This window comes from Millisia brevis NBRC 105863, from assembly GCF_001552615.1.
GTDB lineage: Bacteria > Actinomycetota > Actinomycetes > Mycobacteriales > Mycobacteriaceae > Millisia > Millisia brevis.
Window position 1 is genome coordinate 319299 of sequence record NZ_BCRN01000001.1, and the last position, 12346, is coordinate 331644.

At 70.1% G+C, this 12346-nt stretch carries 9 protein-coding genes and 1 pseudogene; 5 read left to right on the forward strand and 5 right to left on the reverse strand.

Annotated features, from left to right (window positions below):
• Window positions 1–77 precede the first annotated feature (77 nt).
• From MB1_RS01460 to MB1_RS26865, 3 genes and pseudogenes are all read left to right on the forward strand, one after another.
• The gene (locus MB1_RS01460) at window positions 78–1352 is read left to right on the forward strand and encodes a M20/M25/M40 family metallo-hydrolase (RefSeq protein WP_066902941.1); all 1275 of its coding nucleotides are present in this window, start codon (window positions 78–80) and stop codon (window positions 1350–1352) included.
• 89 nt (window positions 1353–1441) lie between these two features.
• Window positions 1442–1933, forward strand: coding sequence for a hypothetical protein (locus MB1_RS01465; RefSeq protein WP_066902943.1), 492 nt, complete (start codon window positions 1442–1444; stop codon window positions 1931–1933).
• Window positions 1930–2310 (forward strand): annotated as a pseudogene (locus tag MB1_RS26865) (DUF6036 family nucleotidyltransferase); the annotation flags it as partial. The gene MB1_RS01465 and the pseudogene MB1_RS26865, both read left to right, overlap by 4 nt.
• Window positions 2311–2514: 204 nt before the next feature.
• Here the strand turns inward: MB1_RS26865 and MB1_RS01470 are convergent.
• From MB1_RS01470 to MB1_RS01480, 3 genes are all read right to left on the reverse strand, one after another.
• Window positions 2515–4653: a DNA gyrase subunit A gene (locus tag MB1_RS01470; RefSeq protein ID WP_066902945.1), complete on the reverse strand. Its 2139-nt coding sequence runs from the start codon at window positions 4651–4653 to the stop codon at window positions 2515–2517.
• Between the two features lie 10 nt (window positions 4654–4663).
• On the reverse strand, window positions 4664–6697 hold the full coding sequence (locus MB1_RS01475; protein ID WP_066902947.1) for a toprim domain-containing protein: 2034 nt from the start codon (window positions 6695–6697) through the stop codon (window positions 4664–4666).
• 227 nt (window positions 6698–6924) lie between these two features.
• Window positions 6925–7560 (reverse strand): isochorismatase family protein, encoded by a 636-nt coding sequence (locus MB1_RS01480; RefSeq protein ID WP_066902949.1) that lies wholly within the window; start codon window positions 7558–7560, stop codon window positions 6925–6927.
• Between the two features lie 166 nt (window positions 7561–7726).
• On the opposite strand from MB1_RS01480, the gene MB1_RS01485 reads away from it, so the two are divergent.
• A complete protein-coding gene (locus MB1_RS01485; protein WP_157083849.1) occupies window positions 7727–8749 on the forward strand; it encodes a GlxA family transcriptional regulator in 1023 nt (340 codons plus the stop codon).
• A gap of 51 nt (window positions 8750–8800) precedes the next feature.
• On the opposite strand, the gene arsC is transcribed toward MB1_RS01485, so the two are convergent.
• Entirely contained in the window at window positions 8801–9154 is a 354-nt protein-coding gene (gene arsC / locus MB1_RS01490; protein WP_066902951.1) for an arsenate reductase (glutaredoxin), read from the reverse strand.
• 125 nt (window positions 9155–9279) lie between these two features.
• Between arsC and MB1_RS01495 the strand changes: the two genes are divergently transcribed.
• Complete coding sequence (locus MB1_RS01495) at window positions 9280–10728, forward strand: LLM class flavin-dependent oxidoreductase (protein WP_066902953.1); 1449 nt, start codon at window positions 9280–9282, stop codon at window positions 10726–10728.
• On the opposite strand, the gene MB1_RS01500 is transcribed toward MB1_RS01495, so the two are convergent.
• Window positions 10715–12304, reverse strand: coding sequence for a sigma-54-dependent Fis family transcriptional regulator (locus MB1_RS01500; protein WP_066902955.1), 1590 nt, complete (start codon window positions 12302–12304; stop codon window positions 10715–10717). The genes MB1_RS01495 and MB1_RS01500 overlap by 14 nt on opposite strands.
• Window positions 12305–12346: the final 42 nt, after the last annotated feature.

A 12346-nucleotide genomic window follows, 5' to 3' on the forward strand; every position in this document is an offset into this window, starting at 1 on the left:
CGACCGTACGTGCGTTTCGGCACGCTCACCCGCGCTACGCGCGGGTAGACGTACCCGATCGACCCTAGGGTGAGGGGATGGTGTCGATCGACGCGGCTTCCGAGGCCGCCATGCGACGGATCGTCGATGCGGTGGACGAGGACGCTCTGGTCGCCGACCTGGCCGCGCTGGTCCGGTTCGGGCCGGTGACCGGGAGCGACGGCGAGTCGGCGGCGCAGCGCTATCTCGCCGATCGGCTCGGGGCGGCCGGGCTGACCGTCGACCTGTGGGCGGAGGACGTCGAGGCCCTGCGCGCGGCGCCGGGCGGCCCGGGCGACGAGACCGACCGCAGCGAGTTGCTCGGGTTGGCGGCGGCGACCGGACCCGGTTTGCCGGGGATGATCCTGGTCGGGCACGTCGACGTCGTCCCGAACGGCGATCCGGAGGCGTGGACGGTCGATCCGACCGGCGCGACGATCAGCGGGGATCTGCTCTACGGGCGCGGGGCGGCGGACATGCTCTCCGGGCTGGCGGTCAACGTCGCGGTGGCGCGGGCGGTGCTCGCCTCGGGGGTGCGGTTGGCCGCCCCGCTGGCGGTGCACAGCGTCGCGTCGGAGGAGGACGGCGGCTTGGGGGCGTTCGCGACGCTGCGGCGCGGGCATCGCGGCGGCGCAGCGGTGATCACCGAACCCACCGACGGGCGCCTGGTGGTGGCGTCGGCGGGGGCGTTGACCTTCCGGCTCGAGGTGCCGGGCCGCGCGGCGCACGGCAGCAACCGGCTCGACGGGGTCAGCGCGTTGGAGGTCTTCGAGCGGGTGCACCGGGCGTTGCGGGATCTGGAGGAGCGCCGCAACGCCGGCGGGGACGCCCGCTTCGGCGGTAACCCGCTGCCCTATGCGCTGTCGATCGGCATGGTGCGGGCGGGTGAATGGGCGAGCACGGTGCCCGATCTGGTGGTCGCCGACGGCCGCTACGGGGTGCGCATCGGGGAGGATCCGGCGGCCGCGCGGGCGGAGTTCGAGCAGGTGGTGGCCGGTCTGGGCGCCGTCGATCCGTGGCTGCGGGAGCACCCGGTGGGCGTGACGTGGCCCGGCGGTCAGTTCGCCTCCGGATCGGTCGACGACGGGCACCCACTGATCGGCGAGGTCGCCGACGCGGTGGCGACGGTCCGCGGGGAAAGCCCGCAGTTGGTGGCGGCACCGTACGGCAGCGACCAGCGGCACTACACCGCCGCCGGAGTTCCGACGGTGCTGTACGGGCCCGGCGCGCTCACCGACGCGCACGCCCCGGACGAAAAGGTGTCGCTGGCGGACACGTTGGCGGTCGCGCGGACCCTCGCTGTGCTGGTCGCGCGGCGCTGCGGGGCGCACTGAGCCGAACGGTGAACCAGTCGCAGGTTGGCGTCCGGCGGCAAGACTTCCGTCGGTGCGTCTGGGACAATCGTCCCGGAGGAGGCAGAGTCATGGCGTTCAGGGGCGAGGTGCTTTCGGTTGCAGCATTGCTGGATGCTGCCCGTGCCACGCCCGAGACCGCGCCCGATTCGAGTGTCGACGTGCGGCACACCGCCGCGCAGAACGCCTCCGTCTGCCACACACTCCTGGCAGATGGCCAGGGCCTGGATGAGTGCTGGCGATTCGCCATTCTCCAAACACTGGACGACTACACTTCCGCCCTGCGAAGAGGCGGCCCCGCGCGTGCAGCCGAGGTGTTCACCGAGGAACCGCGCCGGACGGCCGCAGCAGAAGTCGATGCAGCGTTCGCCGCGCTTGCCGACTACCTCGCCGAGCGGGATGGATGGCAGGTACCTGCCTGGGCACAAGATTCATCACGTCGCACCTCCATCTGGTATCCGGCGGTGCCGGCGATCTTCCGGGACGAGGCGGACCGAGACAGTCCCGAAGCCTTCCGGCGGCGTGGGATTCTCATTACTTCCCGCTCCCTGGCGAGGGCATGACCGGAAGCGGACCACTCGATGCCGACGGGGTACGCGCCCTGTTCGCCGAGTTGTCCGACCGCCTCGCAGCCGCAGACGTGGCTGCACAACTGTTCGTGGTGGGCGGGGCGGCGATGGCGCTGGCCTACGACCGTGACCGTCTCACCCGTGACGTGGACGCGCTGTTCGTCCCAGCTCCGGAGGTGCGGCAGATCGCCGAAGAGATGAGTGAGCCGCACGGACTGGAACCGGACTGGCTCAACGACGCCGCCAAGGGTTTCCTGCCGGGCGCGGACGAGCACCCACAAACCGTATTCGAGTCCGAGTCGCTGCTGGTACGCGTACCGTCACCGGAGTATCTGTTGGCGATGAAGCTGCATGCCTCTCGCGACGATCGCGACCTCGACGATGCAGCGCTGCTCTTCAATCGGCTCGGCTATACATGCGCGCAGGAGTGCATCACTCTGCTCGCCGGCACCTACCAAACCAGCCCGGTCAGCTCCTGCCGCGCCACGCTACGTCGCCGAGGAGGTCGCCACACGCGCCCGGACCTACCGCGATACCGAGGAATCGAAAGAATAGCCCCGTTCCTTCAGGTACACCTATCCGGCGGGCGTCACATCCGTTCCCGATCCCTTGACCGACGCCTTGGCCCGGTTCTGCGGTCGCACCGCCCGGGTGCCGCGGACGAATCCGGTCACCGAGATCTCGGCCGACACCAGCGCGTCCTCGCCGGCGACAAACGGGTGGAACGCCACCCCGGCGCCGCCGCGCCCCTTGACGGGGATATCGGCGACCTCGGTGACCTTCCAGCCCTTGTCCGAGATCGACAGGAGCGCCTCACCGTTCGCGCAGGACACCGGCAGCGCGGCGATCACCTCGTCACCGTCGGCGGCGAGCTTCACCCCGGCGACGCCGTTGCCCGCGGCGCCCTGCGGGTTGACCGCGGCCGGGTCGATGCGCAGGATCTTGCCGCGGCGGGTCACCAACGCCAGGTGGTAGCCCTCGGGCAGTACCCCGGAGCGCAGCAGCCCGGTGATGTCCGGGGCCACCGGGATATCGCGGATCTTGAAGGGCAGGCCGCCGCCGGTGGTGAACTTGACCCGACCGTCGGTCCACACCGCCCAGCCCAGGCCGGAAGTGAGCAGCTCGCCGTGGCTGTCGGAGAAGACGCCGCGATCGTCCAGGCGCCACGCGGTATTGACCTTCCGCTCGCGCGGACCGTCGTCGTCGGCGCCGGTCGCCACCGGGGTCGCGTCGTAGTCGAGCACGGTGCGCCGGTCGAACTCGGGGCCCTTGAACAGTTTCGCGGTCGCCACCAGCTCTCGGTCGATGACCGTGCGCCGCGCGTCGGGGTTGGAGACCAGCTCGGTCAGCTCGGCGAACTCGGCGTCCAGCTTGTCGGCCTCGGCCTGCAGCTCGATCACGTCGAGCTTGGTCAGCCGGCGAAGCTGTAGGGCCAGTACGTAGTTGGCCTGTTCCTCGTCGATCTCGAAGTGCGCCTGCAGGCCGGTGCGGGCCTCGTCGACGGTGTCGGAGCCGCGGATCACCGCGACCGCGGCGTCGATGTCGAGGTGGATCTTCATCAGGCCCGCCACCAGATGTCGCCGGGCGGTGACCTTTTCGAGCCGGTACTCGCTGCGGTGCAGCACCACCGAGTCCCGCAGGTGCAGGAAGGCGCCGATCAGCTCGCGGACATTCCACCAGCGGGGCACCCGGTCCTCGTCGAGGGCGACCAGGCTGGCGGCGAAGGTCGACTCGAGCGGTGTGAGGGCCAGCAGTTGGTCGCGGATCTGCTCGGCGTTGTGGCCGCGCTTGGCGGTGACCACGATGCGCAGCCCGTTGCGGCGGTCGGTGAGGTCGGACATGTCGGCGACCCCGGACATCTCACCGGATTCCACCAGCGCTCGAATCCGGTCCTGCACAGTATTGCTCGCGACGCCGGGCGGCAGTTCGGTGACAATGCAGTTCTTGCCCTCGACGTTGATCGTGCCGCGAACGGTCAGCTGCCCGCGCCCGGTGGTGATGTATTCGCGCAGCCCGGCGGTGCCGACAACGGTGGCCCCGCATCCCCAGTCGGGACCGGGGATCAGCTTCATCAGGGTGTCGTCGGTGGTGTTGGGCCGGGCGAGCAGTGCCCGGCAGGCGGCCATGATCTCGCGCGGATTGTGCGCGGGCACCTTGGTGGCCCAGCCTTCGGCGATACCGACGGCACCATTGCACAGCAGCACCGGCCATTGAGCGGGCAGCATCGTCGGCTCGGTCCACTCGCCGTCGAAGGTCGCCACCATCGGCACGGCGTGGTCGTCGAGTTCCGCGGTCAGCGCGGCACCCGGTGCGGACAGCCGCATCTCGGTATACCGGTCGGCGGCGGGGATATCGCCCTGGATGCGGGGGAAGGCGCCCTGCCCGTCGATGACCTTGACGCGCTGGAAGTCCGCGGCCATCAGCGCGGCGGCCCCGTACATCGAGGCGCCGCCGTGCGGGTGCAGGTTGCCGGTCACCGCGGAGCAGACCTTGGAGGACTTCTGCGGCTTGTTGCCGGGCAACAGCTTCGAGTCGTGCATCTGGTACAGCAGGCGGCGCTGGCCGGGCTTGAGCCCGTCGAACGCGGACGGGATGGCGCGGTCGCTGACGCTGTAGAGCGCAAACGTCAGCTGGTAGTGGTTCCAATAGTCGTCGGCGCTCTGGTCGAGCACCAGCTCGGGATTCTGCTCGGGAACGTCCAGGGTGGCGGTCACGGTGGGTCTCCTACGTCAAATCCAGCGCGGAGGTGTCGACCATGGAGGCCACATCGGCCATCCAGGTGCGCCGCCCCTCCGGCGGTCCGCCGAACAGAATGTGGTGCAGCCGCTTCTCGTCCTCGTCGAGGTGTACCCGAATCACGGTGCGCCGCTGCGGGTCCAGCACGGTATTCCAGAAGTCGTCGGCATCCATCTCGCCGAGACCTTTGTTGCGCTGCACCTCGACCTTGCGCTTGGAGGAGGCCTTCAAGCGGGCCACCGCGGCGTCGCGTTCCGACTCGTCCTGACAGTAGATCCGCTCGGTACCGTCCTTGACCACGAACAGCGGCGGCAGGGTCACGTAGACCATGCCCGCCTCGACCAGCGGCCGGTAGAAGTCCAGGAACATCGAGATGAGGCTGGAGTTGATGTTGCCGCCGTCGGGGTCGGCGTCCGAGGCGAAGAGGATGCGGTCGTAGCGACATTGCTCGGGATCGCAGGTGTCGCGCACCCCGCAGCCCAGGATGCGCTCGATCGCGTCGAACTCGTCCTTGACCCGCGCCTTGGTGAGGGTGAAGCCGTACACGTTGGGCGGCTTGCCTTTCAGCGGGAACGCCGCCTGGAAGGTCGCGTCGCGGGCGGCCTTGATGGTGCCGAGCGCCGAGTCGCCCTCGCAGAGGAATAGTTCGGCGCCCGACCCGCGTCCGGTCTCCCTGCTGGGTAGCAGCTTCGGCGGCAGCGACAGGTTGGTACCGAGCCCCTTGGCCCGCGAGGCCGCCCGCGAGCGCGCCTTGGCACCCTCGGCGCTGCGGCGGGCGCGGGCCGACTCGAGGGCCAGCTTCGTCCACAGGCTCACCGCGTCGCCGTTGGTGGGGTTGGCCGCCCAGATCGTCACGCTGCGTGCGACATCCGGGGCCATCGCGACGTTGAGCGAACGCGATGACACCGCGGTCTTGGCCTGCGAATCCCAGGCGACGTCCGGGGCACGCGTGTCGACGGCCAGCGCGGTGACCGCGGCGAAGTCCTGCGGCTCGGGACCTTCCTCGCCCTTGGCCAGGCCCAGATCGCGGATGCGCGACGCCCGGTCGGCCAACGCCTCGGACAGCCCCTTCATCGCTGCGTTGAGATGCGACCCACCGCCGGGGGTGCGCACGGTATTGCAGAACGCGGCCACGGTGGCCGGTTCCGCCGGGCCGGCGCTGAGCGACCAGCGGAACGGGGTGGGCCCGCGGCCGGTGGTGTACTCGCCGCGCCCCTCCACCGTCGAGCGCACGCCGGGTACGGGGGTATCGCCGGCGGTGCACATCAGGCTCAGCAGCGCCTCGGTGCCCCACGGGCCGCTGAACGGTTCGAGCAGGGCGGCGGGCAGTTCCTCGCCGGGGCGCCCCTCATCGACGACGACCAGGTGCACCCCGGGAGACATCCGTGCGGCGGCGTGCGCGCGCAGCAGGACCTCGCCGATGTCCACGCTGGTGTCGGGCACCACGGTCGGATCGAACAGGATGCGCACCGTCGTACCGTGCAGGTCGGGTTTGCGATTGCTCACACCGCGCAGTTTCTGGGCGTCCGCGCGGGTGAAGGGGGCCTCGGCGTCGAATTCCTTGCCCTCGAAGGTGCCGGGGTAGCCGCCGCCGAAGCTCTGCAGGTAGGTCTTGCCGGCGCGGCGCACCGTCACGTCGGTGCGGGCGGAGATGAAGACCGCCGCGGCGGCGCCGATGCCGTTCAACCCGGCGCCGGTGCTCGCGGCGTCGGCGTGGGCGGAGAACTTCCCGCCGGCGCGGGCGGTGCCCAGCGTCTTGACGATGCCGTTCTTGCCGGTCACCGGGTCGGAGTCGACCGGCAGGCCGCGACCGTCGTCGGCGACGCTGACCGAACCGTCCGCATGCAGGGTGATCGTGACCTGCGAGCCCCCGTGGGCGGGGACGGCGACCTCTTCGATCGCGTTGTCGACCAGCTCGCGCAGGGCCGTGTTGAGCACGTCGAGACCCAGGTTGACCGCCGGCCGCAGGCGGGTGTGCTGGACATCATCGAGCTCGGTGATGTCTGCGGCGGTGTAACTCAACTGCGGGTCCTTTCCGGTGGCAAACCGCGCGGGGCGGCGTACGCATTCTGCCCTGGACCGCCGACACCGTGCGCCATGCCGCGGTGCGCGGCACCCGGCGCGTCCGTCTCATTCAACAGAAGCACAGGTCGAACCGGACAGCCACCGACGGGCCCGCAGGGCGGCGAACGGCGCGAGGCGGGCCCCACCGGAAGGCCCGCCTCGTTCCCGTTCGCCGTCCCGGGCGGTCAGCCCACGGCGAGTTCGCGACCCTGCAGCGCCGAGACCACCAGGTTGCTCTTGGGCAGTTCCGTGCCGGCGGCCACGGCGGCCGTCCAGTCGGCGGTGGTCGCCACGGCGGCGAAGTTCGACTGGTAGAGCACCATCAGCGTGGTGTGCAGCTGCTCGGCATCGACGTGGCCGGCCTCGTTGGCCAGGTTGATCGCGCCGGTGGCGTCGGAGAGGATCTCGGCGGTGAACCCCAGACCCTCGGCTTCCACCGCGGTGGCCAGGTCGCAGTTGTTGGTCATATAGCCGACGATGGTGATGGTGTCGATCGCATTGGCGCGCAACCATTCCGCCACATCGGTACCGGCGAAGACGCTGCCGTAGTCCTTGTGGACGAGCTTCGGGGACGACCCGACGGCCGCCTCGACGTCGGGGTGCAGCGCCCAGCCCGCGGACCCCTCGACGAAGACCGGTGCGCCGGCGGGCATCCGATGCTGGATCACGGCGATCGGGATATCCTGCGCGGCGGCGACACCGATCGCGGAGACGATGGCGGCCAGCGACTCGTCGCGGGGCGGGTACTGGATCTGGAGGGGGCCGGTGAAGTACTCCTGCTGAACGTCGACGACGAGGAGCGCGCGGCGCGGTGCGGTCATGGTGGGTTCTCCCGAGTTGGGCGATGCCGGTACTGCTTTCGGCGTTGTCGGGACCCATCCTGCAAGGCCGGCCGCCGGGCGACGAGTGGCATGGATGCATACTTTCGATGGTTTTGTGCCACCATGGTGCCGGGCGCCGGTGGACGTCCCCGACGCGGGAGGCGACATGCGCATAGCGGTGTATGCGTTCGACGGCATCACCATGTTCCATCTGGCGGCGCCGCTGATGGTCTTCGGTGAGCTGGCGCGCCTCGGGCTGGCCGACGACTGGGAGGTTCGGCTGTGGTCGGACCGTCCCGGTTCCATCCGCACCGCGGAGGGCTATCCGATCGGCGAGATCGAGGGGCCGGAACTGGTCGACTGGGCGCGGATCGTGATCGTGCCGTCCTGGCCGCAGCCCGTGATCCCCTCCGACGAGGGGTTTCAAGGATTGCTGCGCACCGCCCACGAGCGCGGGGCGATCATCGTGGGACTGTGCCTGGGCGCGTTCCCGGTCGCCGAGAGCGGAGTGCTGAAAGGGCGTACCGCGGTGACACATTGGGAGCTGTTGCCGGAGCTGACCGAGCACCTGCCGGGGACCGATATGCAGACCTCGGTGCTCTACATCGACCACGGAGACGTGCTGACCTCGGCGGGGACGGCGTCGTCCATCGACGCGTGCCTGCACCTGCTGCGCCGGCACCTGGGATCCGCAGCCGCGAATCGGGTGGCGCGCAGTCTGGTCGTGGCCCCGCATCGCGACGGCGGACAGTCCCAGTACATCGAACGGCCGCTGGCCCATGCCCCCACCGACACCGCGATCGCCGACGTGCAGCAGTGGGCCCTCGGCCACCTGACCGAGGAGTTGTCGGTCGACCGGATGGCCACCCGAGCGAATATGAGTCGCCGCAGCTTCATCCGGCGGTTCACCACCACCACCGGGATGACGCCGGCGCGCTGGATCCTCGCCCAGCGCCTGAACGAGGCCCGCACACTGCTGGAGACCACCGACTGGAGCGTCGACGAGGTGGCCTCGGCCTGCGGATTTGCCAGCACGGTGACGTTCCGGCAGAACTTCACCGCGGCGTTCGCGACCACCCCGACCGCCTACCGGCGCCACTTCGCCGGCACGACCGTTCAGACCCGGGTGGTGTGCACTGGTCTTCCTCAGCGCGAGGCCGAGGAGACTATGCCCTCGGACCGCCGCTGAGGAAGACCGTTGCACACACCCCCGGCTGAACACTCACCCGGCGGCCAGGCCTCAGTCGAGCAGGTCGACGGCCAATTCCGGCGGCCGGGCGACCACCGCGTGCGCGCCGCGGATCACGATGGGCCGCTCGATCAGTTTCGGGTGCTCGGCGAGAGCGTCGAGCAGGGTGTCGCGGTCGGCGCCCTTCAGCCCCAGTTCCCGGAACAGCGCCTCGCCGGTGCGGGTGATCGCCAGCGGGTCGTCGGTGCCCAGCAGTGTCAGCATCTGCTCGAGCTCGGCCCGGCTCGGCGCGTCGTCGAGGTAGCGGCGGATCTGCGGGGTGACACCGCGCTCCTCGAGCAGGGTCAGGGCCCCGCGGCTCTTCATGCAGCGCGGGTTGTGCCAGATCGTCACGGGTTCGGACATATCTCTCTCCTATGCCAACCGACTGCCCGGGCGCAAGTACCCGGCGGGGTCGCGCGGATCCGGCCCTTTCCGTCCTACTGCGCGGAAGGGTCGTCGTCGCGCCGACCGCGCGGGAGGCTCACCGAATGCCCGAAAGCAGTCCGCATCAGCACATCCGATTCAACGCCTTCGACATGAATTGTGTGGCCCATCAATCGCCGGGACTGTGGCGGCATCCGGACGACCGCTCCCGCGAGTACCACACGATCGACTATTGGGTTTCGCTGGCGAAACTGCTGGAACGCGGTGGTTTCGACGGGCTATTCCTCGCGGACGTGCTGGGCACGTACGACGTCTTCGCCGGAACGGACGAGGCGGCTATCCGGCAGGGCGCGCAGATCCCGGTCAACGACCCGTTGCTGCTGGTCTCCGCGATGGCGCACGCCACCGAGCACCTGGGGTTCGGCGTCACCACCGGCACCGGTTTCGAGCATCCGTACCCCTTCGCCCGCCGGCTGTCGACGCTCGATCACCTCACCCGCGGACGGGTCGGTTGGAATGTCGTCACCGGATATCTGCCCTCGGCGGCCCGCAACCTCGGCGCCGACGATCAACTCGAACACGACAGCCGCTACGACCACGCCGACGAATATCTCACCGTCCTGTACAAGCTCTGGGAGGGTTCCTGGGAGCGCGACGCGGTGCTGCGCGACCGGGAACGCGGCATCTTCGCCGACCCGGCCAAGGTCCACCATATCGGCCATCGCGGAACACATTTCACCGTTCCGGGGGTACATCTGTCCGAGCCGTCACCGCAGGGGTCACCGGTGATCTACCAGGCCGGCGCCTCGCCGCGTGGGCGCCGATTCGCCGCCCAGCACGCGGAGGCGATCTTCGTGGCCGCGCCGACCAAGGCGATCCTGCGGACCGTGGTCGCCCAGATCCGCGAGGAACTTGTCGCCGCCGGACGCGACGCCTACGACGCGAAGATCTACACGCTGCTGACGATCATCACCGATTCCACCCCGGAGGCCGCTCGCGCCAAGGCGGAGGACTACCGGCGGTACGCCAGCGACGAGGGCGCGCTGGTGTTCATGTCCGGGTGGATGGGCATCGACCTGGCGTCCTACGACCTGGACGAGCCGATCGGCAATGTGCACAGCAATGCGATCCAATCGGCGGTTGCGGCGTTCCGGCAGGCGTCGGAGTCCGGTTCCGAGTGGACGGTCCGCGATATCGCCGCCTGGGGTGGGATCGGCGGGACCGGTCCACTGCTGATCGGTTCGGGCGACGAGATCGCCGAGGCGCTGCGCGGCTGGGTCGACGAGACCGATGTCGACGGCTTCAACGTCGCCTATGCGATCACCCCCGGATCGTTCGAGGACATCGTCGAACACGTGATCCCCGCATTGGAACGGCGCGGCTGGTACGACCGCACGTACACGCCGGGCACGTTGCGGCACAAGCTGTTCGGCCGAGGCGATCTACTCCCGGACAATCATCGGGGCGCCGCGTACCGGCCGGGCGGACCACTGTCGACCATCGACGATTCGGCGCGCGTGCGAACGACGGCCGCGGGAGTCAGTATCGGGTGATCCGCAGCGCCCGCATCTTGGCGTAGAGCGTGGTCCGGGAGATACCGAGCTGCCCGGCGGCGCGCACCTTGTTGCCGCCGCAGTCGTGCAGCGCCGCGACGATCGCGTCGCGTTCCGCCCGGTCGATCGGGGCGAGCGGACGGATCGGCTCGAGGGACCGATAGGCCTCGGGCAGGTCGTCGATGACCGCCCCGCCGGTGCGCCGATGTTCGACGACGTACTCGATCACCGACCGCAGCTCGCGCAGGTTGCCCGGCCAGGTATGGCAGGCGAGGGCCCGCAGCGCTCCCGGGGTCAGATGTAGCGACGGGTCCGCCCCGACCGTCGACAGCATCGCCTGCACCAGTTGCGGCAGCTCGCCGAGCCGATGCGCCAACGGCGCGGTGCTGCGCCGGTCGACACATTGGCCCGCCAGCGCGGCGGCGCGCCCGGTCAGACCGTCGGAGGGGCCGGTGACCAGGATCAACTGCGGATCCGCGCGCCCGGCGATGTGGTCGCCGATCATCGCGATCAGGTTCTCCGGCAGCAGGTCGAGGCCGTCGACCACCAACGTGCCCTGTCCGGACCGCACCCGGGCGGCGAAGTCCGCCGCCCACGCCTCGCTGCCGTCGAGCAGCGCGCCGGCCGCGGTCAGCACGGTGACCGGCTGTTCGGTCGCGGCGCTGCGCGCCTGAGTGCTGCGCCCGGAGCCGGGGGGCCCGTCGATCAGGATCGGCGCGTTCTGCCGCACCCGGGTCACCGGGGCCGCCGGCTGCTGGGCTTCCGGTTCGATATCGAGCAGCACCCCGCCGCGGGTCACCCGAGCCGCGCGCACCCGGGCGCGCACCCCGGACTGCAGCATCAGATCGGTGCTGGTGCGATCGCCCATCTCCGCGACGATCATCCGCAGCAGAGCCAGGTCGGTCGAGGTCAGCAGGTCGAGCGCCGCCTGGTTGGACATCAGCACGTCGTGTCCGACCGCGACGACGGCGCGGCGGCGGCCACCGGCGGATTGGAAGGCGCGCAGCAGTTGGGCGTCGCTGGCCCGGCTGCGGTCGAGGAGGCGTTGTTCGATCTCGGCGACCGCCCGGGCCACCAGCGGCGCGACCAGCGGGTGCGCGTGCTGGGTGAGCGTCGACAGGTCGAGCACGCCCTCGATCCGGCGGGTGACCGGATGAAAGATCGGGTGCCCGTAGCAGCTGAAATTGCGCAGCTTGCGGGCGAAGTGTTCATCGCCGTTGACCGTGATGCTGCGCCGGGTCTCGAGGACGGTGCCCGGCGCGTTGGTGCCGACGACGTCCTCGAGCAGGCAGGTGCCGACGTCGACGCCGAGGCTGTCCAGCGAGGAGCGCACCGTGGAATCGCCGCTCCACAGGTGGGCCAGCCGCGCCTCGCGGTCGACCAACAGGGTGCTGAATTTGGAGCCGGCGAGATCGTCGGCCAGCTTCTGCAGGACCGGTCGCGCGGCCGTCAGCAGCGGGCTGTCCCGGTCGACTTTCTGCTGGTCGATCCGGTCGAGCGCGGACTCGGGTTCCAACCCGGCCAGCTCGGCTCGACGCCACGATTCGGCGATGGGGGCGCGCAAGGCAACCGTCATTCGCTTGTGACCTCCGCACACGTTCCCGAGGTCTACACCTCA